This is a genomic window from Marinobacter bohaiensis (assembly GCF_003258515.1).
Lineage (GTDB): Bacteria > Pseudomonadota > Gammaproteobacteria > Pseudomonadales > Oleiphilaceae > Marinobacter_A > Marinobacter_A bohaiensis.
Genome location: NZ_QGEH01000001.1, coordinates 20,257 through 45,704 on the forward strand (window position 1 = coordinate 20,257; position 25,448 = coordinate 45,704).

Genomic DNA, 25,448 nt, shown 5'->3' on the forward strand with positions numbered 1-25,448 from the left:
TTCAAATAATAACGATTCTTATTAGACTACGCTACCTAAAGGATACAGGCAGGTCATGACGGGTCTGTTAGACTGGGTATCGAAGGTTAAGGGTCGGAGATAAGGCGAACCCGGCCCGGTGATGCCCGTTCGCCGGCCGTGCCGGCGGATGACGACAGCAGTAGGTGGAGGTACATCATTGATTGACAGGATTCGACGCTGGTTCGATAGCCTTAAGAACCGGGCCGTCGTCATGGTCGTCCTGCTTGTCGTCCTGATCACCGTAACCGCGACGGTGATCGCCGTCTCCCTTGGCCAGTCGGAACTTGAAGCCCAGGCCCGCAACCAGCTACAGACCCACGCGATGATCATTGCCGACGACGTGGACGAGAAGCTGGCCGAGCGCTTTGATGCCATCACCCGGGTGGCCGCCGGGCTCACCATGTACGAAGAGGCGCTTTTCAGCCGTGCCCAGGTGATCCTGAACCGCCAGACGGCCCTCAACTCGCTGTTTCACCGACTCTATCTCATCAATCACCAAGGCCATGTCCAGGCCGTGCTGCCTGAGGACAAGCCCGCGCGCGGTATCGATGTGTCGGATCGTCCCTACTATCGCCAGACCCTCCAGCAGATGACCACCCTGATCTCGAAGCCGATCTTCTCTCGCGACGAGGGCGAGCCGGTGGTGGTGGTAACGGCACCGATCTTCGATCACAGCCAGCGCCTGATCGGTATCCTGGCCGGGTCGATCAAGCTGAGCGAAGACAGTTTCCTGGGGGCCCTGGCTGATCTCAGTATTGGCCAGACCGGTTTTGTGGCGATGGGCACCCGCTCCGGGGTGATCCTGGTGGAGCCGTTCGATTATCCGGACCTGGGACGCCTGAACGACAACAGCCCCCTGCACCAGGCCGCGCGACGGGGAGAGGAAGGTGTGACCGTGGTGCCCATGAATAGCGGTGGCAAACGGGTGGTGGCGTACCGGCAGCTGAACCAGGCGCCCTGGTTCGTGACCGTGTCGTTGCCCACGCGGGAGGCGTTCGAACCCATCCGCACCCTGACCAACGTCATGGGATGGGCGGCGCTGATACTGCTGATTCTGTTTATCCCCCTGTCGCTGCGGATGTTCAGTGACCTCCTGTATCCGCTGCAGCGCCTGGCGGTGCAGATCCGGGCGTTGCACGAGGGGCGTCAGGAGCGCCCGGAGCCGGTGGGCGGCGGGCGCGAGATCCGCGAGCTGGAGCGCACCTTTGCCGAGGTGCGGGAGGAACGCCAGGCGGCCCGCCAGGAGCTGGAGCAGAAGGAGGCTTATTTCCGCTCCCTGTCCGAGCGCGCCCCCATCGGCATCATCCAGACCGACGTGCTGGGCCGGATCGAGTTCGCCAACCCGGCGTTCGAGGCGATTGTCGGCCAGCCGCTGGCGCGCATCCGCAACCAGCCGTTCCTGCCGTTTATCTACCGGCCGGACCAGGAGCAGGCCCGTATCGAGTGGGAACGGGTGCAGCGCCAGGGGGAAGTGGCCCGCGGCGAGCAACGGCTCTACGATCCCCGCACCGAACGCATTATCTGGATCTCCTACATGCTGGCCCCGATCCAGACGCCGGACCGGGCGCTGGGGACCGTGTGTGTGGCCCGGGACATCACCCACGAGCTGGAAATCGAGGCCGAGTTGCGCGGCGCCCGGGCCCGGGCGGAACGCATCCTGGAAGTCCTCGATGAAGGCGTGGTGATGACCGATAATCATGGTTTCATCAGTTTCGCCAACCCCACGTCCTGGCCGTTCCTGGGCAGCCAGAGCACGGTGGTCGGCTTCAATCTGTTCGACCTGGTCCGGGTGACCATCGATGGCAGCGACTGGACCTTCGACGACTTCCGCTGCCATCCCCAGGTCAACGAGCTGGACGCGGTCATGACCAACCGCCAGGGCCAGCCGTTCGAGGTGGAGCTGACCATGTTGCGGCTGGACGGCGAGCAGGCCGAGCAGTTCGTTTTCGTCATGCGCGACGACAGTGAACGCCGCCGCCAGGAAGAGCGGCTGTCCTGGGAAGCCAGTCACGACCCGCTGACCCGCCTGTCCAACCGGCGTGGATTCAACTCGGCGCTCGCCAGCCTGCTGCAGCAGGAAACCCGGGAAGGCAATCCGTCGGTGGTGATGATGATCGACCTGGACCACTTCAAGCCGGTCAACGACAACGGCGGCCACCTGCTGGGGGACGAGCTGCTGCGCCACATCGCCGATATCCTGCGCAGCCGGGTGCGCCAGTCCGACATGGTGGCGCGGCTGGGCGGCGATGAGTTCGGTGTGATCCTTCCTGCCTGCGGCGTGGCGCGCGCGCGGGATATTGCCGAAGCCCTGCGGGTGGGGATCGAGCGACTCATCCTGGAGGACAACGAGCGCCAGTACGGCGTGACGGCCAGCATTGGCCTCACCGCCATCACGCCTGCCGATGTCGTGGCCAAGGATGTGGTGGCCCGCGCGGATGAAGCCGCCTACGCCGCCAAGGCGCAGGGGCGCAACCGGGTCATCGTATTCGGCGAGCACGATCAGGCCTCCGAGCCGCTGATCCGCCTCTAGCGTTCACGTTGGGCAGGCGGCCGAACTTCCCCAGAACCCGATCGAAAAGGTGATTGATGTCAGAACAGGCCCTCCGATTGCGAGGCTTTATGATCGTCGGGCTGGGCGTGCTGCTGCTCTCGCCCGACGCGCTGCTGGTCAAATCCACCAGTGTGTCGTCGGAGGTGTTCCTGTTCTGGCGTGGCCTGCTGCTGGCGCTCAGTTTTGCGGTGATCCACAGCGTTCGCTACGGCCGGGAGCTGTTGCCCGCCATGCGCGCCTGCGGCCGGCGCGGGTTCTACTGCGGCCTGGCCTTCGCCGGCAGTACCCTGGGCTTCGTGACCGGTATGAAACACACCGCCGCCGGCAACGTGCTGGTGATTCTCAACACCGCGCCGGTCATCGCCGCGCTGCTGGCCTGGCTGATCTGGCGCGAGCGTCTGCCGCTGCGCACCTGGGTGCTGATCCTGGTGTGCGTGTCCGGGGCCACCCTGATGGCGCTGGGAGAGATGGGCAAGGGCCAGCCGCTGGGGCTGCTGATGGCGGGGTTGGCGGCGTTTTCACTGGCTTCCAACCTGGCGGTGGCCCGCTCGCGACCGCAGGCGGACATGAGTCTGATGCTGATTTTCGGTGCCTTGCTGATCTGCGGGGCCGCGGCGCTGTTCGGCGGCATGCAGTGGCCCGGTTGGCCGGACTTCGGGTTCATCGTCCTGCTGTGCATCGGTTTCCTGCCCGCGGCCAGCATTCTGATCCAGACCGGGCCGCGTTATCTGCCGGCGGCTGAAGTCAGCCTGTTCCTGCTGCTGGAGACGGTGATTGGCTCGCTGCTGGTGTGGCTATTCCTCGATGAATTGCCCGGCCCGCTGGCCTTCGCCGGCGGCGCCATCATCCTCTCCGCCCTGGCCATCAACGGTGTTATCGAGCGGCGTCGCCAGCGCCGGGTGGCGACCCTGGCCACGACCGACCTCAGCTGATCCAGCCGGCGGTTTGCGCCGCCTGCCACAGCAGGCGCAGGGCCAGTGCCGTCAGCAGCAGGTTGAAGAAGAACTGGAAACGGCGGTTGCTCAGCCGCTGCAGCACGTGCAGGCCCAGCCAGGTCCCCACGAACCCGCACAGGATCATGCCCAGGATGAACGGCAGCCACTCGCCCAGGGCGAAGCCGGCCAGGCCGAACACCACTGCCTTGGCCGTGTGCTGCAGCGTCATGGCGGAGGCGAAGGTGGACACCGTGCGGAAGCGGTCGCCGTGCACCTGCTTGACGAAGGCTCCGACCAAAGGCCCGGTGGCGCCCACAAACAGGGTCAGGAAGGTGGTTGCCACCGCTGCGGCGAAGGTGCCCGCCGGCCCCAGGATGGCCCGGGGCAGCGCCGGCCCCCAGCACAGGTAGAGAATGAACAGGGCGATGGTCAGTTCCCAGATCGCCGGCGGCAGGTGCACCAGTACCAGCGCCCCGAGGCCGGCGCCCAGCAACACGCCGGGGAGGAAGGCCAGGATCAGCTTCCAGTCGATATGGCGCCAGGTCAGGCTGGCGCGGCCCGCGTTGGAGCCCAACTGGATCAGCCCGTGCACCGGGATGATGGCGGCGGGCGGCAACCATAGCGCCATCAGGGCCAGCAGCATGGCGCCGCCGCCGGCACCGAGGCTGGCGGTGATCATGGAGGTCACGGCGGAGGTGGCGAACAGGGCGAGCGCCAGGGGCAGGCTCAGGGCATCGGGCAGGGACAGCAGCTCCAAACGGTCACTCCTGGTATCGGTTGTTTCGGATCAATACGCGCCCGGGTTACGGTGCATCGGCACAGAGCGTGTCGTCGGCCATGCGCGGCAGCCGGCACAGGGCTTCGCCGGCCAGCTCCACGTCCGCCACATAATACAGGGACGACAGCCCCAGACGATTGCGCCCCAGGTTGTGGTAGACCAGCCCGAAGGCGATGTCGCCGGCACTGAAGCGTTCCGGATGATCGGCGAAATAGGCGGCTGGCTGGGCCAGTTCCTCATCTTCCAGCAGCGTCAGCACGCGCGCGGCACCGCCATGATACGCCTGCACCAGCAGCAGCGTGAACAGCCGGTCGCGTTTGGCCGGCGGCAGCTTGCCGAAGCGTGCTTCGAACGCCGGGCGCAGGTTGCGGGCGTTCTGGCTGGTCAGACGCATGGCGCAGTCCAGTTGCGCCAGCCGGTGCCAGTAGTTGCCTGGACTGATACCGCAATCGTCCAGCACCATGTCCGACAGCTGCATGATGCCACGGGCATTGGCCGCGGAATGGGCCTTGCGCTGGCCGCCGCTCTCGATCAGCAACTGACCCGCCAGATAGCGCGGCATTTCCGCCGGCAGGTTGAGTCGCTGCTGGTTGTTGCGGGTGTCGTAGATATAGCGCAGGGCGGCGTGCAGCGATTTCGGATCGTCGGCGGAGGCGAAGGTGAGGTCGTCCCAGTCGCCCCAGATACGGTCCGCCGGCAGGCTGCCCACATAGCGTGCCAGGGCGTCATCCATGTTGACGTGGGGCTGGTCGCAGGCCAGGGCGAACGGGTAACCGGTGGTCTGCGGGTCGCCCGCCACCCAGTAGTCCGCGCGGCCGTTGGCCGCCATGCGTTGGCGGGTGTCGTTGAGCTTCCGCTGGGTGCCCTGCCGGGTGGGGGCATTGTTCATGTAGCCGAGGAACTGGCCGCGCCGGTCGAAGAGGATGTGGCGCTCGATCTCGCTGCAGTAGCCGCTGCTGTCCAGGATCCAGCGTCGGATGGTGAGGATGTTGCTGTAGACCCCCTGGCTTTCCCAGTAGGGGGATTCGCGGATCACCGAGGTCCAGTCCTTCAGTTTCTCCGCGGCGGCCGGGCTGGCACCGAGGGCAAGCAGGGGCAGCAACAGCAGGCAACGGGCTGTCCGCAGGGGCATGGTGAATCTCCGCAAAGGGCCGGTTATTGGCGGTGAATGCTCCAGAGTTTGGCGAGCGGTGCGGTTCCCTGCAACTGTCTTCGATTGCGCGCGGTCGTGAAACCGCGCAGGCCTGTAGGACGTATGATGGAGACCTGAGAAAGCCTGCAGGGCGAAAGGGAGGAAGGTGCCATGGCTTGTCGTCTGTTCCTGGGAGCGGTGATCGCGGCCGCGTCATTCACCGTCGATGCCGCCTGTCCGGAGTGGCTGGACCATTCCGTCAACCGACTGCGGTCCACCGAGACGGTCAATTTCTGCGATCTGCAGGACGGCCGCCCCATGCTGATCGTCAATACCGCCAGTTTCTGTGGCTATACCGGCCAGTTCCGCGAGCTGGAGACGGTCTACCAGACCTATCGCGAACAGGGCTTCACGGTGGTCGGCGTGCCGTCCAACGATTTCCGCCAGGAAGCCTCCGACCCCTCCAAGACCGCCGAAGTCTGTTTCGTCGACTACGGCGTTACCTTCACTATGACCGCGCCCCAGGCCGTGAAGGGGGAGGGCGCCCATCCGGTGTTTCGGGCCCTGGCCGAACGGAGTGGCGCTGAGCCGGGCTGGAATTTCAACAAGTACCTGGTCAGCGGCGATGGCGACCGGGTCTGGCATTTTCCCAGCCGCACATTGCCGGATGGGCCGGAAATCACCGCTCAGGTTGAGGCCCTTCTTAAATAAGCTGAACGCAGTGTCATTTGTTTGGACCCCCGGGTATGCTGATGTCGAATCCGCTGCGAATGAACCAAACGCCTATCCATGAAAGTCAGCGATTACTTGCAGTTCGACGCCGTCGGACTGGCGGATCTGGTGCGCCGCAAGAAAGTCACCGCCCGCGAGGTCTTGAACGCCGCGATCCAGCGCGCCGAGACCGTCAATCCGGCCATCAACGCCATCTGCCTGCCGCAGTTCAGCGATGCCATGAAAGCGTCGGTGCCGGAGGGTGGGGCGTTTGCCGGTGTGCCTTTCCTGCTCAAGGATCTGGCCCAGGAGCAGGCGGGCAAACCCTGCAGCTACGGCAGTCGCGCCCTGCGCGATCAGGTACCGGAGCAGGATTCGGCCTATGTGCGGCGTGCCAAGGCGGCGGGGCTGGTCATCATGGGGCGCACGGCGACGCCCGAGCTGGGCCTGAAGGCGGTCACCGAGTCGCGCCTCTGGGGGGCGACCCGTAACCCCTGGGATCTTCGGCTGACGCCGGGCGGCTCCAGCGGCGGCTCCGGCGCGGCGGTGGCGGCGGGTATTGTCCCCATGGCCGGGGCCAATGACGGCGGCGGCTCGATCCGCATCCCCGCCGCCTACAACGGCCTGTTCGGTCTCAAACCGTCGCGCGGCCGGGTCTCTGCGGGTCCGGGCATGGGCGAGCACTGGAATGGCGCTTCCACCGATCTGGTGGTCAGCCGCAGCGTGCGGGACAGTGCGGTGATGCTGGACTGCCTGGCGGGCGCCGAGCCCGGCGACCCCTTCCGGATTCCTCCGCCTGAATGGCCGTATGCCGACTGCGTTCGGCAGGCGCCGAGACCGCTGCGCATTGGTGTGTTCACCGAGTCGCCCTATGGCAGCGACGTCGCGCCGGAGTGCGTCGAGGCGGTGGAAGCGACGGCCCGCACCCTGCTGGAACTGGGGCATCACGTGGAATACGCCCGCCCCGGGGTCGATGGCCGCGACCTGGCGCGCAGCTATCTGGGGCAGTATTTCGGGGAGGTCTCGGCCATGATGGACCAGGCCCGGGAACAGTACGGCGCCCGCGACCGGGATTTCGAGCTGGAAACCCGACTGCTGGGCATGCTCGGCCGGACCCTGCCGGTGCCGGAATACGTCCGCCTGCGCCAGCAATGGAACGATTTTGCCCGCGCCCTGGGGGCGTTCTTCGAAGGTTTCGATCTCTACCTGTGCCCCACCACCGGCCAGATGCCGGCCCGCATTGGCGAGCTGGACACACCGGGCCACTTGCAGGCGGCCAGTCGCCTGATGCTGTTGCTTCGGGCCGGCCGCCTGGTGCACCGCAGCGGGATGGTCGACGACCTGGCGATGGAGAGCCTGGCGCGTACGCCGTTCACCCAGTTGGCCAACCTGACGGGCACGCCGGCGATGTCGATGCCCCTGCACTGGACCGCCGAGGGCTTGCCGGTGGGCGTGCATTTCGGGGCCGCGCACGGGGGCGAGGGCGTATTGTTCGGGCTGGCCGGTCAACTGGAAGCGGCGTTGCCCTGGTGGCATCACTACGAGCGCCTGGCGGAATTGGGGCGTGGTGAACGCGCGGCCGGGTAAAGAATGACCGCCGTGGGGTTGTGATCCGGTCCATGCGTCTCCACGTTTAACCTTTTGCGGAGACACGCTATGCTGTAGTTGGGAGTTGCCCGACTTCCATGGCGATCACTGAATAGACGACCTGTCTGCCGTGAGTGCGCCGGACAGGCGGTTTTGTCCAGTGTCTCCCCCTTCCCTGATGGCACCGAGGAGGCGAGCGTACCATGAACCAACCGATTGCGATCGACGAGCTTGTATCTGTCGCACAGGGCGAAGCCATGGGAGAGCTGGATGCTCCCATGATGGCGATTGTCCTGTCGTCAGAACAGAGTTACGACTTGCCCATCCAAAGCCTCGAGACCGAAGCCGACAAGGCTCGCTGGGCGTTGATCCTGCGTGCCGCGCGGGAACACGTCGAAGCCGACGCCGTTGCTGTGCTTTATCCGGCCTGGACGACTATCAAGTCCAAGCCTGAGCCGGAACCGGAGCCGGCGGTTGAAGAGATCAACGACGACACACCCAGCCCGATCGACACGCTGTTTGTGCAGCTGCACACCCGGGATCGGGTTTACTGGCGCGGCTTCGAGCAGATTCGCGATCCGCGCCACCAGCGCATCATCGGCTTCCGTCGGATCGGCGCCCTGTCGACCGATTACGACCGGGATGACGTGCCATCGGTGGCGGCCTGGCTCAACACCCTGTTCGAGCCCCTGCCGGACGAAGGCGAAGAAACCGAAGTGGATCGCGAGCTGGCCGATCTGCTGGAAGAGCCGGAAGTCAGCGCCGCCCTGTACCCGCGTCAGATGCGTAATCTGCACTGACCGCCTGAAAGAAAACCTGTTGATGGCTGTGCGCTCGCCGCCCGGGAAGGGCGGCGACGCTAGGCGATCGACAGCCCCGCCACGCGCTCGACCACCCAGTACAGACTGATCGCCGACACCGCCAGCGCCAGCGCGGGCACCATCGCCCGCTGGTACAGGCGCAACCGGCTGCAGGCGTAGAGCAGCGGGAAGACCAGAAGCAACAGCGCAATCTGGCCCAGCTCCACGCCGATGTTGAATCCCGCCAGGGCCAGCACCGTCTGTGACGTGCCGCTGGTCAGGTCGCCCAGCACGCTGGCGAAGCCGAACCCGTGGATCAGCCCGAAGCCGAAAGCCAGGCGCCAGGTGTGGCGGCCGAATATCGGGAAAAACAGGTTGAGGGCCGCCAGGGCGATCGACAGGGCGATGACGATTTCGATCCAGGCAATGGGCGGGCGCATCACATCCATTGCCGCCAGGCCGAGCGTAATGGAGTGGGCAACGGTGAACGCGGTGACGATGCCGGCCAGCTCCCACAGCCGGCGCCGCGGGCCTCGTTGTGGCTCGTTCCGGCGCACCAGGGTGGCGGGCAGGATCAGGACCAGCAGGAACAGCACGTGGTCGAAACCGAACACCAGGTGCACGATGCCCTGGTAGAGGAAATCGCCGAACAGCGTCAGCGGCGATGCGGAGACGGTGGTCAGGTCCAGTGCGTTCTGGTCGGGCCCCAGCACCGCCAATTGTTCCGAGTCGCCCAGCCGGCGCTGGACCAGTCCCCGGTGCAGGCTGTCCACCTCGAACAGCAAGCGGTAGGTCAGTCGCGTCGGGGCGGCGTCGCCCGGACAGTCGATGGCGTAGCGCGCTGCCGCGTAGGGACCGTCGCTGTGCCGGGTGAGGCCCCATTGCAGGCCATTCAGGGCGCAGGTTGCGTCGCCGGCCGCCACGGTCACGCCGGTTTCCAGGTAGTGGGTGATTTCGGCCCGCGCGTCCTGTAGCTCGCGGCCGGACACCTGTCGGTCGTCATCGCGGTCCAGCGGCACGACCAGGGCCAGGTCGCGCAGGGCCAGGTCAATCCGTAGCTGGGGCGGCGTGTTCGTCTGATCGAGGTAGACGAACCCGTCGCTGGCCTTGTGAGCCCAGCAGGCGGGGGCGAGCAAGAGGCCGATCAGCAGGCCGGTCAGGAAGCGCGTCATGGGGTGGTCTCCGGATAGCGGGCATCCGTCTGGTTGTTGTCCGCGAGCCAGTCGCGCACCTCACGTTCGACGTCCGCTGCATCGGCGGCCCGTGCGGCCCGAAGCAGCAAACGGGTGTCCAGCGGTTCACGCTGCTGTTGCCAGTTGTCCCTGGCCACCTGCAGCGCGTCGTCGGGCTGGTTCTCCACATCGAGCAGGAAACGACTGTAATCGCGACGGTGCAGCAGGTTGCCGCGCCAGCGAGCCTCCGCGAAACGCTGACGCAGATGCGCCACGAGCTCGGTGTCGTCCCGTTCCAGCTGCGTCAGGGCGATGGCCCGCAGGACCGCCAGGCTGTCCACCGCGTCGTAGCCTTCGGTCAGGGCGAGGGCGGCGTCGGGGCGGCTGTGCTGCAGCAACCAGTCGGCGTATTGGGTGCGGGCGTAGAGGTCTCCGGGGGTCAGGGCCAGGACCTGCTCCCAATGGTCGGGCGCGGCAGGCTGGCCCAGTTGGGCGGCCAGGTCCGCCAGGGTGCCAAGCGTCCAGGCGGCAGCGGTCCGGTCGCGGCTGGGATTGGACCTGTCCAGCTCCCGCTGCAGGGCCTGGTAAGCCGCGTCGGCATGGCCGGTGCGCGCGGCCACCTGGGCCTGGCAACTGGCGGACATCAGGCCGGGCCGGTCCTGCGCGAGATCCGAACAGGCGTCACGGGCCGCCGGATAGTGGCCGCGCACCAGTTCGATGGTGGCCCGGGTCAGGTGCGCCTGGGCGCGTAGCGCCGGTGATGTCGTTGTCTCCAGCACCGCTTGCAGTTCCTCCAGCGCCGGATCGAACCGGTGCAGGCTCTGGTCCAGCGTCGCCTGCAGCAGACGCAGTCGGGGCGGCCTGTCTGCGCCCGACCATTGCTGTAAGGTCCGTTGCGCGTAGCCGAGATAGCGCGGATCCCCTTCGCGCCGGGCCAGCTCCAGATAGGTGCGGGCCTGCCGGGCCAAACCCTCGGCGCTTGTGGCCCGAGGCTGGACGCCCAGGGCCTGGTCGGGGAGTCGCGCCAGGACGGCCTCGGCGTCGATCGGCTCGATGGCAGGGGCGGCCCATACCGGCCCGCCGGCCAGGGCCAGCAGAAGACATCCGAAAAAGACCCCGCTCCGAAGAGCGGGGGCAGGGTCGGCCGGCTTCCTGCCTCGTGAAAGCCGGCCAACAGGTACCCGGTTACTCGAGCACATCGTCGAACGCGTCCTCGTCGTCCTGATTGTTGAACTGGAAATCCAGCTCGTTGATGGCCACCGCGTCGCGGTCGTCACGGGTGTTGTCGATCTCAGCCTTTACGAACTGGTTGAAATCGACTTCCGCATTGCCGTTATCTTTGCCGTTGTTGTGCCCGTCGCTGTCGGCGCATCCGGCGGACAGGCATGCCGCCAACACCAGGCCGATGAGTGCTGTTTGCTGTGTCATGACAACCTCCGCGCTCAGGGCGTGTTCGGATTCGGCGAGCCGGGCAGCGGTGTCCCGAGGTACGGGAAGCCGTCCAGCAGCAGGGTGCGATCCACCACGGCGCCGTCGGTCAGCGGCGCGCCGCCGTTGGGATCGGTTTCACCGAAGAACGGCAGGGTCGCACCGATGGCCACCCGCAGGGCGATGTCCACGACGTCGTCTACCGGACGTCGGCCGTTGGGAAAACCGGTGGCGTCGGGGCTGCTCGCCAGCAGGCCCAGGTCGGACTGGTTGTTCACGTCCGGATCGGCCGCCGGCAGGTCGGTATTCAGACGCAGCATGTCAGAGGCCTGCACGCCGGCCGGCTCGTTGGAGAAGATCACGTCGCCGCCACCGTCGGTCAGGGTCAGACCCGTAAGGAAGGCCGCGACCAGGTCGACCCGCGGATAGACCTCGGGCTCCTGGATCGCACCGCCGGTCACGATTTCCAGCAGTTGCGGCAGGGTCGGGTTGGTGACGTAGGTGGCGAACTGGGCGTCGTCGGCCGGCTCACTGGCGTTGAAGCGGTCCTTGTCGGCCAGACCGATGACTACCTCGTTGACCAGCGGCATGCCCAGCCTTGAGACCTGGGTGTAGGCACCGCCTTCCACGGTGGCGCCCTTGCCGTTACGGGTCGGCGCCGGGTTCAACACCCGCGCCTGGCGCACGCTGGCCGTGGTCCAGGCGCCGATGACCGGATCGCCGTCCGCGGTCTGGGACGAGCCGGTCACGCAGTCGATGGGCACTTCCAGGGCGAACGAGGTCACGTTGGCCCCGGTCAGGGTATCCAGATCCTGGTCGCGGCTGCCCAGGGGATCGGCGATGTTCACCAGATCGAAGATCTCACCCAGGTTCACCGCAAAGGCGTCCTTGCGCTGGCCCACGAACACCCGCCCGTTGGCGGAACAGCCCGGCAGCGCCACGTCGTAGACATGGTTGGCGGCGTAGGCGGCGTAATCGCTGATCGAATTCGTGCCGATATTGTCCACCGGTTTGCGGAAATCGCCGGTGCCGGTGGTCACGTTGGTGGCGGTCTGCACCTGTCCGCTGCGCCGGTCGCCGCGGATCACGTCCAGGCTGTACTCCTGGCGCACCTGAACGTTATCCGTGGCGGTGGCGGCCGGGCCGATGCCGCCGATGTTCTTCAGCGGCACCGACACCATCTCTCCGCCCACATCGAGCTGCAGGTCCTGGGTCACGTCGCTGAGTGAGAAGCGGAAGGTGATGTCCTCTTCCGCGTCGGCGGTGTTGTCGATGTGAATTTCGTAGATGGCGTCCTCATCCAGATCGAAATAGTTCGGGCCACCGTATGGATCCTGGAGCGGCAGGTAATTCGCGATGAGGGTCACCGTGTCTTCGCGCCCCGGCTCATAGCTGCGAAACAGGTAGAAGTCGGTGCCGTCCACTTTCGGAACTTCGGTGATGAAGGGCGCTTCCCGGTGGCTGGAAGCGTTCGCAGCGCCGCTGGCAAGGCACAGTGCGGCCAGGGTGGCTGAGAGGGCTGACCGTTGTGGTTGGAAAGTCATGGTCTGTTCCTCTGCTATGGTTAGGATGCGAGTCAATGTGGAAGACAGCGTCAGCGAGTGGCTGTCCTGAGGCGGTTACGGCCCGGCATCCGGAATGGTTGCACTTCGGAAATAAATTATTCAGGTGGTGTCCTGGCCGCATCTCGACGGCCCGGTCAGACGTAATGTGGCTACCTGATCTGCATCGGTGATGGAACGCGAGAGCAAGCAAAATGGCAGTTGAGACAGGTCAGGACGAAGAGTTGATGGCGCTGCTGGCCCGCGTGGCGCAGCACGACAGGGCGGCTTTTCGGGCGCTCTACGAACGTATGGCCGGCCGCATGTTCGGGGTTTGCCAGAAACTGGCGAACCAGCCGGAGCTGGCGGAGGAAGCCTTGCAGGATGCGTTTGTGCGTATCTGGCACCACGCCAGCGAATACCACAGCGAGCGGGGCACGCCGCTGAACTGGATGCTGACGATCGCGCGCTATCGCACCCTGGACCTGATCCGGGCGCGCAAGGTGCGGCAGACCGCCGGCGACGACCGGCTGGAGCAGGTGGCTGACGACAGCGCCAATCCGCTGGATGCCTCGCTCCAGGCGGATGGGGCGGCCGCGTTACAGGGTTGTCTGGAGGAACTGAGTGAAGACCAGCGTGACAGCATCCTGCTGTCCTACTACCGCGGTTTCACCCATGAGGAGCTGGCGACGGCGCTGAGTACGCCGATCGGCACGGTCAAGAGTTGGATCCGACGTGGTTTACTGGCGTTGAAGAGGTGTCTGGAACAATGAAACGAACGCCGGAACGGATTGAACGGCTCGCCGCCGAATACGCCCTCGGAGCCCTGAAGGGCCCTGCGCGCCGGCGCTTTGAGCGCTGGATGATGGAGTCCTGGTCGATTCGCCAGGAAGTCTGGTACTGGGAAAAGCAGCTGGCGCCGCTGGCTGAAGCGGTGCCCGCCGAAGACCCTCCGGAACGGGTATGGCGTGCGATCGAACAGCGCCTGTGGCCGGAGACGGCGGCCCCGCGGCGAACCGGCCCGAGCTGGCTCTGGGCCGGCTGGAGCCTGGCCGCCACGGCGGTTGTGCTGGTGCTGGCGGTGTTGCTGGTGAACCAGCCGCAGGCGCCGGAAGGGCCGCTGTTGTCGGGCGCGGTGGTACCGGAAGAAGGACAGGATCCGCTCTGGCTGGTGTCCGAGGGCGGTCCGGCTGGCCAGCTCAGCCTGCAGCCGGTGGCGGCCCAGCCCGCGGAAGGGCAGCACGACTACGAACTCTGGGTGGTGCCCAAGGACGGCAACCCGATGTCCCTCGGGGTGATCCCGGTCGGCGAAGACAGCGTGCGGATTACCCTGACCCCGGAAACCCGGGCGGCGCTGGCGGCTTCCCGAACTCTGGCGATCAGCCTGGAGCCCAAGGGAGGCTCGACCACCGGGGCGCCGACCGGGCCGATCCTGCACATCACCCGACTGCACGAACTGCAGTAGCGGGTGGTTACCGCGCCAGCAGGCTGATGCAGAGCTGGGCCTGCTGCACGAAATGGCTGAAGGCGACCAGTTGGTCGTCGCTCAGCCTGGCCTGCAGGTCGCCGTTGTCGGCGTAGAACAGCCCGACCCGCCGCGGCCCGGCAAACAGCGGTCCGACCAGGGCCGGCCGGGTGCCAATCCAGGCGTCGCAGTCGGGCAGCAGCGGGCGATCGCCGGCCTCGATCAGCGCGCATTGATCGGTGAGCAGGCACTGCAGGTCACCGGCGTCGTCGCGGTTCACCACGAAGTGATCGGGCCAGGCGTCGGTGCCACTGCCCAACCTTTTGCGGGACACCAGTTGGTTGCCCGTGCGATCGGCCATCAGCAGCCCCACCCGGCGCAGCCCCACGGCCCGGTGGATGCCTTCCACCACCATCTGGCAGATGCCGTTCAGGTCGAGCTGGGTCGCCAGCGCGGCGGAGATATCCCGCAGGATACTCAGTTGCAGCGTGGGGTCGCCCTGGGGCGCCTGCGGTGTTTCGTGGCTGTCCGCGTCGTCGCTGCCGGGCAACAGGCCGCGGATCTGGGGGATGCCGAAGGACACCGCAATCTCTTCCGCCTCACCGGCATTGAGGCGAACCTGATCGCGCACGCTGGCGGGCTGTTCACCGATGGCCGCGGCGATCCGGGCCAGGCGTTTGTCCACGGCCTTCGAGCGCCAGCCGTTCTCGGCCTCCCGCGCCAGCTCCACCGATTCCCGGACCAGGGCGACCGCCGGCGAGCTGGCCCGCCCGGCGCTGACCACGTCCTGGATGAAGCGTCCGAGCTTCCAGCTTTCCACCAGCCCGCGGGTGATCTCCACAAAGGTGGTGCCCAGGATCTCCTGTTGCAGCTCGGCCGGTTTGTCCGCCGGCAGCCGGGCGGCCAGTTCGCCGGCCTGGTCGGTGGGGCAGGACCAGAACGCCAGCTCGCCGATGTTGGTCAGCAGGGCGCCGATGAACGCCTCTTCGTGGGCCTGCTCACTGTTGCCGGGCAGCAGGCAGCGCGCCTGGACGGCGGCGTGGAGCGCCCGGGCCAGGGCCTTGAGCAGGTGCGGCCGGGGATTGCGCTGGATCAGGCTGTCGATCAGCAGCGACGAGATCGCCATGGACTTCACCGCGTCGAAGCCGATCAGAGTAATGGCGCGGCTGACGGTGCTGACCTGCACCCGGCTGTGGTTGTAGAACGCCGAATTGGACAGTCGCAGAACCTGGGACGTGAGCTGGGCGTCGTTGAGGATCACCGCGGCCAGCTCACTGACGGTCGAGTTGTTGCTCTCGGTCAGGTGATTGATGCGGCGCAGGGTATTGGCGAGAACGGGCAGTTCCACCTGACTCAGGTAATCCACCCAGGCGTGGGTCGACTGCAGGCGGACGGGGGATTCGCTCAAGGCGTGTACTCCAAAAAATATGACTTCTTGTTCATGCAATAAGTCTAGCGGATTGCGACCTGCGCGCCGAGCCGGGCGTTGCGGCATGCCCCGATTCGGGTTTGATGGCCGTCTGCGGTATACTGCGCGGCCATTTTTCGGTATTGCAGAGATGCCCCGTGATTGAATTCGTCGAGGTCCACAAGGCCTACACGGTGGAAGGCCGGGAGATCCCCGCGCTGCAGCCCACCAACATGGCCATCGAGAAAGGCGAGGTGTTCGGCATCGTCGGCCATTCCGGCGCCGGCAAGTCCACCCTGGTGCGCCTGATCAACCGCCTGGAGGACCCCAGCGGCGGCCGTATCCTCATCGATGGCGAGGACGTGACCGGCTACGACGCAGGCGAGCTGCGCGCCTTCCGCCGCAAGGTCGGCATGATCTTCCAGCACTTCAACCTGCTGTCCTCCAAGACGGTGGAAGACAACATTGCCTTTCCCATGAAGCTGGCGGGCATCTATTCCCGGGATGAGATCCGAACCCGTGTGGACGAGCTGCTCAAGCGGGTCGGCCTGAGCCACCACGCGCGCAAGTTTCCCAACCAGCTCTCCGGCGGCCAGAAGCAGCGGGTCGGCATCGCCCGCGCGTTGGCCTGCCGTCCCAGCATCCTGCTGTGCGACGAGGCCACCAGCGCCCTCGATCCGCAGACGACCCAATCCGTACTGCGCCTGCTGGCGGACCTGAACCGCGAGCTGGGCCTGACCATCGTGCTGATCACCCACGAGATGGACGTGGTGCGCCGGGTCTGTGACCGGGTGGCGGTGATGGACGCCGGCGAGGTGGTGGAAATGGGCCCGGTGACCGACGTGTTCCTGCACCCGCAACACCACACCACCCGCGACTTCGTGTTCGAAAGCGAGCACGTGGACGAGCGCGAGCAGCAGGCGGATTTTGCCCAGGCCGAGGGCCGCATCCTGCGCCTGACGTTCCGCGGCGAGTCTACCTACAAACCGCTGCTGGGGAGCGTGGCGCGGGAGACCGGGGTGGATTTCTCGATCCTGTCCGGCCGTATCGATCGCATCAAGGACACGCCCTACGGGCAACTGACCCTGTCCCTGGTGGGCGGTGACCTGAATGCTGCCCAGCGCGCCTTTGAAGACGCCGACGTGCACGTGGAGGTAGTACGCTGATGGAAGACCTGCTGAGTAACGTGGACTGGGGCGAAATCGGCTACGCCAGCTGGGACACCCTGATCATGGTGGGCGCGTCGCTGTTCTTCAGCGTCCTGTTCGGCCTGCCGATCGGTGTGCTGCTGTTCCTGACCGGCAAACGCCAGTTGCTGGAGCAGCCGGTGGCCTACGCGGTGCTGTCGTTCGTGGTGAACGTGCTGCGTTCGGTGCCGTTCATTATCCTGCTGATCGTGATGATCCCGTTCACGGTCATGCTGATCGGCACTTCCCTGGGCGTGGCCGGTGCGATTCCGCCGCTGGTGGCCGGGGGCGCGCCGTTCTTCGCGCGGCTGGTGGAAACCTCCCTGCGCGAGGTGGACCGGGGCATCATCGAGGCCACCCAGGCGATGGGCGCCACCGTGCGCCAGGTCATCTTCGGCGCGCTGCTGCCGGAGGCCCTGCCAGGCATCATCGCCGGCATCACGGTGACGGCGATCACGCTGGTGTCCTACGCCGCCATGTCCGGTGTTATCGGCGGGGGCGGTTTGGGTGACCTGGCTATCCGTTTCGGATATCAGCGATTTCAGACCGACGTCATGGTGATTACCGTGGCGCTTCTGGTTGTTTTTGTGCAAGTGCTGCAAATGGTGGGCGACCGGCTGGTATTGCACTTCAGCCGTCGCTGATCCACGTGCGCCGTTGTGGTAACGGCGCAAAGAAAAAGAACACTCATCGTAGACACGAGGAAGATTATGAAACTGACAAAGATTCTGGCGCTGGCTGCCTCCCTGGTGGCTTTCTCATCCGCCCAGGCGGCGGACAAACTGACCGTGGCGGCCACCGCCGTTCCCCACGCGGAAATCCTGGAATTCGTAAAGCCCATGCTGGCCAAGGAAGACGTGGATCTGGATGTGAAAGTCTTCACCGATTACGTCCAGCCCAACATCCAGGTGGCGCAGGAGCGTATGGACGCCAACTTCTTCCAGCACCAGCCGTACCTGAGCGAGTTCAACGACGGCAAGGGCACCAACCTGGTCAGCGTTATCGGCGTTCACGTCGAGCCGTTCGGCGCCTACTCCAACAAGATCGAGTCCCTGGACGACCTGGAAGACGGCGCCACCATCGCCATTCCCAACGATCCGACCAACGGCGGCCGTGCGCTGCTGCTGCTGCAGAAAGCCGGTCTGATCACGCTCAAGGACAGCAGCAAGATCACCGCGACGCCGCGTGACATCGCCGAGAACCCGAAGAACCTGGACTTCTACGAGCTGGAAGCCGCCACCCTGCCGCGGGTGCTGGGTCAGGTCGACGTGGCCATGATCAACACCAACTACGCGCTGGAAGCGGGCCTGAACCCGACCAAGGACGCACTGATCATCGAGGGTGCCGATTCTCCGTACGTCAACATCCTGGTGGCCCGTCCGGACAACAAGGACAGCGCGGCCATGCAGAAGCTGGCGGACGCCCTGACCAGCGATGAGGTCAAGCAGTTCATCAACGACAAGTACAAGGGTGCCGTGGTTCCGGCCTTCTGAGTCAGCGCGTTGATCGACGCCTAAAAAAAGACCCCGGCCTCGGCCGGGGTCTTTTCGTTTCGGGACGGGAAACGGTTACTCGCCGTTCCAGTTGGCTTTCGGGTCCGGCGTCATGCGCAGGTAGGGGCGCACCGCCTTGTAGCCTTTGGGGAAGCGCTGCTTGATCTCATCCTCGTCCTGCAGGGACGGCACGATCACCACGTCGTCGCCGGCTTCCCAGTTGCCCGGGGTGGCCACCTTGTGGCTGTCGGTCAGTTGCAGGGAGTCCACCGCCCGCAGCACCTCGTTGAAGTTACGGCCGGTGCTGGCCGGGTAGGTGATGATCAGGCGCACCTTCTTGTTCGGGTCGATCACGAACAGCGAACGCACGGTCATGCTGTCGTCCGCGTTGGGGTGAATCATGTCGTACAGGGTGGATACCGTGCGGTCACCGTCCGCCAGGATCGGGAAGTTGACGCTGCAGCCCTGGGTCTCGTTGATGTCGTTGATCCAGGATTTGTGCGACTCCACGTCGTCCACGCTCAGCGCGATGGCCTTGATGTTGCGCTTGGTGAACTCGTCCTTCAGTTTGGCGGTCAGGCCCAGCTCGGTGGTGCACACCGGGGTGAAATCGGCCGGGTGCGAGAACAGGATGCCCCAGCCGTCGCCCAGCCACTCGTGGAAGCGGATGCGGCCTTCGCTGGAATCCTGTTCAAAATCGGGTGCGGTATCGCCTAGACGTAAGCTCATGAATACTCCTCCTCTGGATCGGTGACGCCGACCGGCGTCGATCTTCCTGTAACCGTCTGTCTTGACTCACTGAATGCCGTGACTGTCAGAGACTATTGGGCCGGCGGCGGATTTATCAAAAGACTGTTTCGTTCTGCTTTATAACCTTATGTTATTACGGGGTTTTGACGCCTTCACGCTCGAAATGTTCCCGAGTCAGACGGAAGATCACCGGGCTCAGCAGCGCCAGCGCCACCAGGTTGGGCAGGGCCATCATCGCGTTCAGGGTGTCTGCTACCAGCCAGATAATGCCCAGGTTGGAGGTGGCGCCGACGGGAATGGCGATGATCCACAGCACCCGATAGGGCCAGATGGCCTTTACGCCGAACAGGAACTCGATGCAGCGCTCGCCATAGAACGACCAGCCCAGGATGGTGGTGAAGGCGAACACCGCCAGGGCGATGGCCACCAGGTAGTTGCCGACGCTGGGCAGGGCGTGGGCGAAGGCCATCGAGGTCAGGGCGGCACCGGACTCGCCGCTGGTCCAGACGCCGGAGGTGATGATCACCAGGCCGGTGATGGTGCAGATGATGATGGTGTCGATGAAGGTGCCCAGCATGGCCACCATGCCCTGCTTGATCGGGTTGTTGGTCTGCGCCGCGGCGTGGGCGATGGGTGCCGAGCCCAGGCCCGCTTCGTTGGAGAAGATGCCGCGCGCCACACCGAAGCGGATAGCGGCCCACACGGCGGCCCCGGCGAAACCGCCCTGGGCGGCGATGGGGCTGAAGGCGTGCTCCACCACCAGGGCGATGGCGGCGGGAATCTCGGTGGCGTTGATGGCCAGTACGATCAGCCCGGCCACCAGGTAGGCGATGGCCATCAGCGGCACCAGCGAGGACGCCACCTGGCCGATGCGCTTGATGCCGCCGATCAGGACCAGGCCCACCAGCACCGCCAGTACCAGGCCCGTGACGATGTGCGGCACGTTGAAGTTGGTTTCGATGACGTCCGCCACCGAGTTGGCCTGCACGGTGTTGCCGATGCCGAAGCCAGCCACCGCAGCGAACACGGCGAACAGCACGCCCAGCCAGGTCCACTTGTGGCCCAGGCCGTTGCGGATGTAGTACATGGGCCCGCCGACGTGGTCGCCGCGCTCGTCCACCTCGCGGTAGTTCACCGCCAGCACCGCTTCGGAGTACTTGGTGGCCATGCCCACCAGGGCGGTCAGCCACATCCAGAACAGTGCGCCCGGACCGCCGAGGAAGACCGCCGTGGCTACACCGGCGATGTTACCGGTCCCGACGGTGGCCGACAGCGCGGTCATCAGGGCCTGGAACGGCGGAATCTCGCCGTCGTCGCCGGACTGGCGGCCCTGCCACATCAGCTTGAAGCCGGTGCCCAGCTTCAGGATCGGCATGAGCTTCAGGCCCAGGCTCAGGAACAGACCGACACCCAGGATCAGGACCAGCATGGGCGGCCCCCAGACCAGGCCGTTGATCGCGGTGATGACATTCGACAGGGCTTCCATGGACGTTTCCTCCGTTGAATCCAGTGCTGATCGGCAGAGTATAGACCGATCCTTATTGTTGTTGATAAAGGGCCTTTCAGAATAACAAGTTACAACGATAATGCACTGTTTTTGTGCGGGCAATTGGCCGGTCTGGCGTGGCGAGAGTCAATGGAGACATGGCGGCGCCCCGGGAATCCAGTATCCTCGGGGTAACGGAAGGAGAACCCTGTGAATGTAGCCTTGAAGCATTACCCGCCCGAATCGCGCCGTATCGGCGCCAATGGCCTGGAATTCTGCGTCGAGACCCGGGGCAACCCGAGCGGCGAACCGGTGGTGTTCATTATGGGCCTGGGCGCCCAGATGACCCTGTGGCCGGAGAGTCTGCTCAACGCCTACGCCGAAGCCGGCTATTGGGTGGTTCGTTTCGACAACCGGGACATCGGCCTGTCCACGCACCTCAAGGCGCACCTGCAGGATCATCCGCTCAAGGCCATGTTGAACTCCCGCCTGGGGCGGCCCGTGGCTGCGCCCTACACGCTGCACGACATGGCGGCGGACGTAGGCGGCCTGATGGACGCGCTGGAGATCGGGCGCGCGCACCTGGTGGGCGTCTCCATGGGGGGCATGATCACCCAGGTGCTGGCGGGGGATTATCCACAGCGGGTGCGTTCGGCCACCCTGGTGATGACCTCCACCAACAGTCCGCGCCTGCCCATGCCCAAACTGGGGCTGGTCTGGCGGTTATCGGGGATCGGCGTGAAAGGCCACGATGAGGACGCGGTGGTAGCCCGCTCGCTGGACTTCTGGCGCGCCATCCAGAGCCCGGATTATCCCACCGCGCCGCACACCGTGCGTGAACGACTCATTAGCGACTACCGACGCGCGTACCACCCGGCCGGCATCCTGCGTCAGACCCGGGCGATTCTTGCCAGCGGCAGCCTGTCCTCCATCACCCGCCGCATCCAGGCGCCCACGGCGATCATCCACGGCGCGGCGGACCCGCTGATCCGGCCGGTGGCGGCGGAGCAGCTGCAGTACCTGATTCCCCACGCCCAGGCGCGGCTGATTCCCGGCATGGGGCACGATCTGCCGGAGCCGCTGGTGGCCACGATCGCCGAGACGAGTCTGGGCGTGATGGGTTTGGCCAGCCGCTGAAGTCGGGCGGCGCCGGGAGTTACCAGCTCCCGGTATTTTCCATGCTGGCCCAGGGCTCCTGCGGCGGCAGGGCGTCGCCTTTCTGCAGCAGTTCGATGGAGATGTTGTCCGGCGAGCGCACGAACGCCATGTGACCGTCCCGCGGCGGGCGGTTGATGGTGACGCCGCCGGCCTGCAGTTTGTCGCACAGCGCGTAGATGTCATCCACCCGGTAGGCCAGGTGGCCGAAATTGCGGCCGCCGGTGTATTCCTCGGGATCCCAGTTGTAGGTCAGTTCCACCATCGGCGCCTTGTCCGCCAGGGCGCGCTCGCGATCTTCCGGCGCGGCCAGGAACACCAGTGTGAAACGGCCTTTGTCGTTGTCCATGCGCCGGACTTCTTCCAGACCCAGCAGGTTGCAGTAGAAATTCAGGGACGCATCCAGGTCGGCGACCCGGACCATGGTGTGCAGGTATTGCATGGTGTTGTCCTCATCAGGATGACGTGGGTTCTTTGTCGCGCATTGTCTCACATCGGCCGGGGGGCGGCGGAAGAGGTGCTAGACCGGAGCGATGAGATGGATCGTGGCGCTGGAATGAGTGGGAGAAACGGGAGGGGAAAATCAGGGCGCAGAAAATAAAATAGCCAGCCCAAGACATCTTGAGCTGGCTATCAACTGGGAATACTCAAAATGAGATCCCTCCGTGTTGTTTTATCTTCTTCGCGTCCCGATTAACGCTGGCGCAGAGCGGCCTTGATGCTGCGGGACTGAGCCGGACGATTGAGCGCTTCAAGGCTCATGGTCTGGCGGCGGCTGACGGCTTCTACCCGGCTGTTTTCGGGCATGGCGACCTGGTTACGCCGGAACCGGACGACGATGTTGCTCAAACGCATATTTCACCTCCAAATGGAACTAGGATCTCCGGGTCTACATGGAGCGACCCGTCATTTAAAACGCCTTGGCGATGTACTGTGTAAAGACGTTGCTGTGGAGGCCACGCACGTCGCCCTGAAGGACTTCAGGGCACGTTTCAGGGAGGATCCCCGAAACGCAGGAGAAATGTACATTAATCAAACAGCTTAGGGAATAAGTAGTAGGCGAACATTGTTAAAAAGTGTTGCCTGACCGGTGATCCATCGTTGCGTTGAGGCCGCGGCGGTCTCCAGAAGTCAGAGCAGCGGGATGCGCGAGCGCTGTCGGCCATTCATCAGCACCAGCGTGCCCGAGTCCGATTCGGGTTCCGGCAGGCCCTTCTCCAGTTGTTCCAGGATCTCGGCCACGCCCATCCGGCCGTCGATGGTTTTCAGCGCCGCAAAAGCCAGGTGATGGGGCGGCGTATAGGCGGGGTCGCCATTCTGCGTCAGCCGGTTGGCCACCATGCCCAGGCGAACCAGCAGTTGGGCCCGCTCGCCCTCATGGACCATGAGCAGGAAATCGCGTGTGTCCAGGGTGCCCACCGTGTCGAAAAAGTCCAGGGCGCCCAGCAGGCGTTCACTCCAGTCACGGCGGACGGCGTTGTCGGCCTCGGCGGAGGTGTTCCCGGTGTCCGCCGGCGTCACCCGCAGCCACACCAGCGTGATCTCACCGCCGATCATCTTGATGCGCTGGGTGGACTCCTCCAACTGGCGGGTGATGCCGGCCCAGTTCCACAGGCCGGTGACCTCGTCCAGCAGGTTCTCACGGGGGCCGCCGTGGATCGTGTCGCGGCGGTTGGCGGGGCTTTCGAAGGCGAACTCGCGCTCGGCCAGGGCGGCCAGGTCCCGCAAGACGCTGAAGTCGAATTCGCTGGTGGCGTGGGGCCGGGAGTCGATCACGCACAGGGTGCCGACCGGAATCCGTTGCTGCACCCGCAGCGGCAGGCCGGCATAGAAACGGATGTGGGGTGGGCCAGTCACTAGCGGGTTGTCGTCGAAGCGCTCGTCCCGCAGGGTGTCCTCGACGACGAAAATATCGTCCTCCAGCAGGGCGTGACCGCAGAAGGAAACGCGCCTTTCGGTGGCTTTCGCCTCCAGACCCTGGATCGACTTGAACCACTGGCGATCCTCGTCCACCAGGGTGATGGCGGCGATGGCGACGCCATAGAATTTCTGTGCCAGCCGGGTAATGCGCTCGAAACGCTCTTCCACCGGCGTGTCCAGCACGCGCAGGGCACGCAGACTGTCGATGCGTTGAGGCTCGTCGGGAGCAAGGGGCGGTGCTTTCATTGCGGATCCGGCGTGTTCGGACGAGTGTCCATTATAGACAGATCCGGGCGACGGGTTAACGGGCGATGAAGTCTCGGCTCACTTCGGCGCACTGGTTGACTTCCTGATGTTTCCATCCCGCCGATCTTTGCCTAGCTTTAGGGGAGGGCGGTTTGAATGCCGGCCCCTGAACAGGAGGCACGCTTATGCGATCACTCAAGGTCAGTGACGTCATGTGGAATCACATTGAGCCCGTGCGTTGCGGCACCTCGTTGTCGAAGGTGGTGAATGTGCTCTTGCGCAACCACGTGAGTGGGCTGCCGGTCGTCGACGAGAAACGCCATGTGCTGGGATTCGTTTCCGAGCAGGACTGCATCCACGCGCTGCTGGTCACGAGCTATCACCACGAGGGCGAACCGGTTGTGGATGATGTCATGTTTGCTGATCCGCTGACGGTACCCCCGGAAATGGCCATGGTGGACCTGGCACAGAATCTCGGCCGCAACAAACCCAAGATCTACCCGGTGGTCGATGGCGGTAAGCTGGTGGGCATCGTCACCCGCGCGGCGATCCTCCAGGCACTGGCCAAATCCGGTTACGGCTCCCAGGTTCCCCGTTTCGCCACCGAGGACGATTAGCCACCGTCCGTTCCGGTCTGGATGAACGCCGGGGTGTGTTGTCGTTCCAGGCACGGGCGCGCCATAATGGCTGGATCGACAGGACAATCGGGCCCCGCGACGCTGGTCGTGCCGGGCTTTTTTATTGGGTGCGGTCCGCCGCGCGATCGTCACCGGTCAGGCGATCCGGTTCGGGCCCGCCCCGAGACAGCACTAGAGGAACCCCACCATGGAACTGCTTTCATCCAACCGCTGCTTTGATGGTGAGCATCGCCGGTATCGCCATCGCTCCGACGTGCTCAACTGCGATATGGAATTTGCCGTCTTCCTGCCTCCCCAGTCCCGCAAGGCGCCTGTGCCCGTGCTCTACTGGCTGTCGGGGCTGACGTGCACGGACCAGAATTTCATGCAGAAGGCCGGGGCCCAGAAGCGCGCGGCGGAGCTGGGGATGGCGATCGTCTGCCCGGATACCAGCCCGCGCGGCGTGAACCTGCCGGGCGAGGATGACAACTACGATTTCGGCAGCGGCGCCGGCTTCTACGTCAACGCCACCCAAGAACCCTGGTCGGCCCACTACCGCATGTACGACTACGTGGTCAGCGAGCTGCCCACGCTGGTGGAAACCAACCTGCCGGTGACCGAAACGCGCTCGGTCTCCGGTCACTCCATGGGCGGACACGGCGCCCTGATCGCCGCCCTCAGGAATCCGGGCCGCTATGCGTCGGTGTCCGCCTTCGCGCCTATCTGCCACCCCACCGCCTGCCCCTGGGGCCAGAAAGCCTTCCTGGGCTACCTGGGCAGTGACGAGTCCACCTGGGCCGAGTACGACGCCACCCTGCTGATTCCGGAGGCGGACGAACGCCTGCCGCTGCTGATCGACCAGGGGACGGCGGACCAGTTCCTGGAAGAGCAGCTCTATCCGGAGACACTGGCCGAGGCCTGTGAGCGGGTGCATCACCACGTCACCCTGCGCATGCACAGCGGCTACGATCACAGTTACTTCTTCATCGCCTCGTTCATCGACGAGCACCTGGAGCATCACGCCAAGGCTCTGGGTCTGCTGTAGCGGGGACATCCCGCTGTAAC

At 65.2% G+C, this 25,448-nt stretch carries 25 protein-coding genes; 13 read left to right on the forward strand and 12 right to left on the reverse strand.

Annotated elements, in window-relative coordinates:
* The first annotated feature begins 178 nt into the window (after positions 1–178).
* Together DKK67_RS00090 and DKK67_RS00095 are read left to right on the forward strand one after the other, a co-directional pair.
* Positions 179–2,551 carry a sensor domain-containing diguanylate cyclase gene (locus tag DKK67_RS00090; RefSeq protein WP_162628693.1) on the forward strand — a complete coding sequence of 791 codons (2,373 nt, stop codon included), beginning with the start codon at positions 179–181 and terminating at the stop codon, positions 2,549–2,551.
* Positions 2,552–2,607: 56 nt separating this feature from the next.
* Complete coding sequence (locus DKK67_RS00095) at positions 2,608–3,504, forward strand: DMT family transporter (protein ID WP_111493212.1); 897 nt, start codon at positions 2,608–2,610, stop codon at positions 3,502–3,504.
* Here the strand turns inward: DKK67_RS00095 and DKK67_RS00100 are convergent.
* Positions 3,497–4,264: a sulfite exporter TauE/SafE family protein gene (locus DKK67_RS00100; protein WP_111493214.1), complete on the reverse strand. Its 768-nt coding sequence runs from the start codon at positions 4,262–4,264 to the stop codon at positions 3,497–3,499. The genes DKK67_RS00095 and DKK67_RS00100 overlap by 8 nt on opposite strands.
* Before the next feature lie 46 nt (positions 4,265–4,310).
* Complete coding sequence (locus DKK67_RS00105; protein ID WP_228160474.1) at positions 4,311–5,417, reverse strand: transglycosylase SLT domain-containing protein; 1,107 nt, start codon at positions 5,415–5,417, stop codon at positions 4,311–4,313.
* A 171-nt stretch (positions 5,418–5,588) separates the two neighbouring features.
* Here DKK67_RS00105 and DKK67_RS00110 point away from each other — a divergent pair, with 171 nt between their 5' ends.
* The 3 genes from DKK67_RS00110 (at position 5,589) to DKK67_RS00120 (ending at position 8,515) form a co-directional block, all read left to right on the forward strand.
* On the forward strand, positions 5,589–6,128 hold the full coding sequence (locus DKK67_RS00110; protein WP_111493216.1) for a glutathione peroxidase: 540 nt from the start codon (positions 5,589–5,591) through the stop codon (positions 6,126–6,128).
* Positions 6,129–6,206: 78 nt separating this feature from the next.
* A complete protein-coding gene (locus DKK67_RS00115) occupies positions 6,207–7,715 on the forward strand; it encodes an amidase (RefSeq protein ID WP_111493218.1) in 1,509 nt (502 codons plus the stop codon).
* A 203-nt stretch (positions 7,716–7,918) separates the two neighbouring features.
* Positions 7,919–8,515 (forward strand): hypothetical protein, encoded by a 597-nt coding sequence (locus DKK67_RS00120; RefSeq protein ID WP_111493220.1) that lies wholly within the window; start codon positions 7,919–7,921, stop codon positions 8,513–8,515.
* A 59-nt stretch (positions 8,516–8,574) separates the two neighbouring features.
* Here the strand turns inward: DKK67_RS00120 and DKK67_RS00125 are convergent, their stop codons facing one another.
* The 4 genes from DKK67_RS00125 to DKK67_RS00140 all read right to left on the reverse strand — a co-directional run bounded on the left by DKK67_RS00125 (position 8,575) and on the right by DKK67_RS00140 (position 12,659).
* A complete protein-coding gene (locus tag DKK67_RS00125) occupies positions 8,575–9,687 on the reverse strand; it encodes a HupE/UreJ family protein (RefSeq protein WP_111493222.1) in 1,113 nt (370 codons plus the stop codon).
* Positions 9,684–10,655 carry a tetratricopeptide repeat protein gene (locus DKK67_RS00130; RefSeq protein ID WP_228160475.1) on the reverse strand — a complete coding sequence of 324 codons (972 nt, stop codon included), beginning with the start codon at positions 10,653–10,655 and terminating at the stop codon, positions 9,684–9,686. The genes DKK67_RS00125 and DKK67_RS00130 overlap by 4 nt, the downstream gene beginning before the upstream one ends.
* 217 nt (positions 10,656–10,872) lie before the next feature.
* On the reverse strand, positions 10,873–11,115 hold the full coding sequence (locus DKK67_RS00135) for a hypothetical protein (RefSeq protein WP_111493224.1): 243 nt from the start codon (positions 11,113–11,115) through the stop codon (positions 10,873–10,875).
* 14 nt (positions 11,116–11,129) lie between these two features.
* Complete coding sequence (locus tag DKK67_RS00140; RefSeq protein WP_111493226.1) at positions 11,130–12,659, reverse strand: DUF4331 domain-containing protein; 1,530 nt, start codon at positions 12,657–12,659, stop codon at positions 11,130–11,132.
* Positions 12,660–12,871: 212 nt separating this feature from the next.
* On the opposite strand from DKK67_RS00140, the gene DKK67_RS00145 reads away from it, so the two are divergent.
* Together DKK67_RS00145 and DKK67_RS00150 are read left to right on the forward strand one after the other, a co-directional pair.
* Positions 12,872–13,429 (forward strand): RNA polymerase sigma factor, encoded by a 558-nt coding sequence (locus tag DKK67_RS00145; protein WP_111493227.1) that lies wholly within the window; start codon positions 12,872–12,874, stop codon positions 13,427–13,429.
* Positions 13,426–14,121, forward strand: coding sequence for an anti-sigma factor (locus DKK67_RS00150; protein WP_111493228.1), 696 nt, complete (start codon positions 13,426–13,428; stop codon positions 14,119–14,121). Before DKK67_RS00145 ends, DKK67_RS00150 begins: the two co-directional genes overlap by 4 nt.
* 7 nt (positions 14,122–14,128) lie before the next feature.
* Here DKK67_RS00150 and DKK67_RS00155 read toward each other — a convergent pair whose 3' ends face one another.
* The gene (locus tag DKK67_RS00155) at positions 14,129–15,529 is read right to left on the reverse strand and encodes an HDOD domain-containing protein (protein ID WP_228160476.1); all 1,401 of its coding nucleotides are present in this window, start codon (positions 15,527–15,529) and stop codon (positions 14,129–14,131) included.
* Positions 15,530–15,687: 158 nt separating this feature from the next.
* Between DKK67_RS00155 and DKK67_RS00160 the strand changes: the two genes are divergently transcribed.
* The 3 genes from DKK67_RS00160 to DKK67_RS00170 all read left to right on the forward strand — a co-directional run bounded on the left by DKK67_RS00160 (position 15,688) and on the right by DKK67_RS00170 (position 18,209).
* The gene (locus DKK67_RS00160; RefSeq protein WP_111493231.1) at positions 15,688–16,695 is read left to right on the forward strand and encodes a methionine ABC transporter ATP-binding protein; all 1,008 of its coding nucleotides are present in this window, start codon (positions 15,688–15,690) and stop codon (positions 16,693–16,695) included.
* A complete protein-coding gene (locus DKK67_RS00165) occupies positions 16,695–17,360 on the forward strand; it encodes a methionine ABC transporter permease (RefSeq protein WP_111493233.1) in 666 nt (221 codons plus the stop codon). The genes DKK67_RS00160 and DKK67_RS00165 overlap by 1 nt, the downstream gene beginning before the upstream one ends.
* Before the next feature lie 66 nt (positions 17,361–17,426).
* On the forward strand, positions 17,427–18,209 hold the full coding sequence (locus tag DKK67_RS00170) for a MetQ/NlpA family ABC transporter substrate-binding protein (protein ID WP_111493234.1): 783 nt from the start codon (positions 17,427–17,429) through the stop codon (positions 18,207–18,209).
* A gap of 75 nt (positions 18,210–18,284) precedes the next feature.
* On the opposite strand, the gene DKK67_RS00175 is transcribed toward DKK67_RS00170, so the two are convergent.
* On the reverse strand, positions 18,285–18,938 hold the full coding sequence (locus tag DKK67_RS00175; protein ID WP_111493236.1) for a peroxiredoxin: 654 nt from the start codon (positions 18,936–18,938) through the stop codon (positions 18,285–18,287).
* A gap of 154 nt (positions 18,939–19,092) precedes the next feature.
* On the reverse strand, positions 19,093–20,445 hold the full coding sequence (locus DKK67_RS00180; RefSeq protein WP_111493237.1) for an alanine/glycine:cation symporter family protein: 1,353 nt from the start codon (positions 20,443–20,445) through the stop codon (positions 19,093–19,095).
* A 210-nt stretch (positions 20,446–20,655) separates the two neighbouring features.
* On the opposite strand from DKK67_RS00180, the gene DKK67_RS00185 reads away from it, so the two are divergent.
* A complete protein-coding gene (locus tag DKK67_RS00185) occupies positions 20,656–21,582 on the forward strand; it encodes an alpha/beta fold hydrolase (protein ID WP_111493239.1) in 927 nt (308 codons plus the stop codon).
* Positions 21,583–21,601: 19 nt separating this feature from the next.
* Here DKK67_RS00185 and DKK67_RS00190 read toward each other — a convergent pair whose 3' ends face one another.
* The 3 genes from DKK67_RS00190 to DKK67_RS00195 all read right to left on the reverse strand — a co-directional run bounded on the left by DKK67_RS00190 (position 21,602) and on the right by DKK67_RS00195 (position 23,766).
* Entirely contained in the window at positions 21,602–22,042 is a 441-nt protein-coding gene (locus DKK67_RS00190) for a VOC family protein (protein ID WP_111493240.1), read from the reverse strand.
* A 251-nt stretch (positions 22,043–22,293) separates the two neighbouring features.
* Positions 22,294–22,455 carry a hypothetical protein gene (locus DKK67_RS21460; RefSeq protein WP_162628694.1) on the reverse strand — a complete coding sequence of 54 codons (162 nt, stop codon included), beginning with the start codon at positions 22,453–22,455 and terminating at the stop codon, positions 22,294–22,296.
* Positions 22,456–22,731: 276 nt separating this feature from the next.
* Positions 22,732–23,766: a GAF domain-containing protein gene (locus DKK67_RS00195; protein ID WP_111493241.1), complete on the reverse strand. Its 1,035-nt coding sequence runs from the start codon at positions 23,764–23,766 to the stop codon at positions 22,732–22,734.
* Between the two features lie 185 nt (positions 23,767–23,951).
* Here DKK67_RS00195 and DKK67_RS00200 point away from each other — a divergent pair, with 185 nt between their 5' ends.
* Both DKK67_RS00200 and fghA read left to right on the forward strand, forming a co-directional pair.
* Positions 23,952–24,383: a CBS domain-containing protein gene (locus tag DKK67_RS00200; protein WP_111493243.1), complete on the forward strand. Its 432-nt coding sequence runs from the start codon at positions 23,952–23,954 to the stop codon at positions 24,381–24,383.
* A 208-nt stretch (positions 24,384–24,591) separates the two neighbouring features.
* A complete protein-coding gene (gene fghA, locus DKK67_RS00205; protein ID WP_111493244.1) occupies positions 24,592–25,428 on the forward strand; it encodes an S-formylglutathione hydrolase in 837 nt (278 codons plus the stop codon).
* Positions 25,429–25,448 lie beyond the last annotated feature (20 nt).

Coding starts and splice junctions, on each gene's coding strand:
- DKK67_RS00095 (WP_111493212.1), top strand. CDS start 2,608: ATGTCAGAACAGGCCCTCCGATTGCGAGGCTTTATGATCGTCGGGCTG.
- DKK67_RS00105 (WP_228160474.1), bottom strand. CDS start 5,417: ATGCCCCTGCGGACAGCCCGTTGCCTGCTGTTGCTGCCCCTGCTTGCC.
- DKK67_RS00110 (WP_111493216.1), top strand. CDS start 5,589: ATGGCTTGTCGTCTGTTCCTGGGAGCGGTGATCGCGGCCGCGTCATTC.
- DKK67_RS00115 (WP_111493218.1), top strand. CDS start 6,207: ATGAAAGTCAGCGATTACTTGCAGTTCGACGCCGTCGGACTGGCGGAT.
- DKK67_RS00120 (WP_111493220.1), top strand. CDS start 7,919: ATGAACCAACCGATTGCGATCGACGAGCTTGTATCTGTCGCACAGGGC.
- DKK67_RS00125 (WP_111493222.1), bottom strand. CDS start 9,687: ATGACGCGCTTCCTGACCGGCCTGCTGATCGGCCTCTTGCTCGCCCCC.
- DKK67_RS00135 (WP_111493224.1), bottom strand. CDS start 11,115: ATGACACAGCAAACAGCACTCATCGGCCTGGTGTTGGCGGCATGCCTG.
- DKK67_RS00140 (WP_111493226.1), bottom strand. CDS start 12,659: ATGACTTTCCAACCACAACGGTCAGCCCTCTCAGCCACCCTGGCCGCA.
- DKK67_RS00145 (WP_111493227.1), top strand. CDS start 12,872: ATGGCAGTTGAGACAGGTCAGGACGAAGAGTTGATGGCGCTGCTGGCC.
- DKK67_RS00150 (WP_111493228.1), top strand. CDS start 13,426: ATGAAACGAACGCCGGAACGGATTGAACGGCTCGCCGCCGAATACGCC.
- DKK67_RS00165 (WP_111493233.1), top strand. CDS start 16,695: ATGGAAGACCTGCTGAGTAACGTGGACTGGGGCGAAATCGGCTACGCC.
- DKK67_RS00170 (WP_111493234.1), top strand. CDS start 17,427: ATGAAACTGACAAAGATTCTGGCGCTGGCTGCCTCCCTGGTGGCTTTC.
- DKK67_RS00175 (WP_111493236.1), bottom strand. CDS start 18,938: ATGAGCTTACGTCTAGGCGATACCGCACCCGATTTTGAACAGGATTCC.
- DKK67_RS00180 (WP_111493237.1), bottom strand. CDS start 20,445: ATGGAAGCCCTGTCGAATGTCATCACCGCGATCAACGGCCTGGTCTGG.
- DKK67_RS00190 (WP_111493240.1), bottom strand. CDS start 22,042: ATGCAATACCTGCACACCATGGTCCGGGTCGCCGACCTGGATGCGTCC.
- DKK67_RS21460 (WP_162628694.1), bottom strand. CDS start 22,455: ATGCGTTTGAGCAACATCGTCGTCCGGTTCCGGCGTAACCAGGTCGCC.
- DKK67_RS00195 (WP_111493241.1), bottom strand. CDS start 23,766: ATGAAAGCACCGCCCCTTGCTCCCGACGAGCCTCAACGCATCGACAGT.
- DKK67_RS00200 (WP_111493243.1), top strand. CDS start 23,952: ATGCGATCACTCAAGGTCAGTGACGTCATGTGGAATCACATTGAGCCC.
- fghA (WP_111493244.1), top strand. CDS start 24,592: ATGGAACTGCTTTCATCCAACCGCTGCTTTGATGGTGAGCATCGCCGG.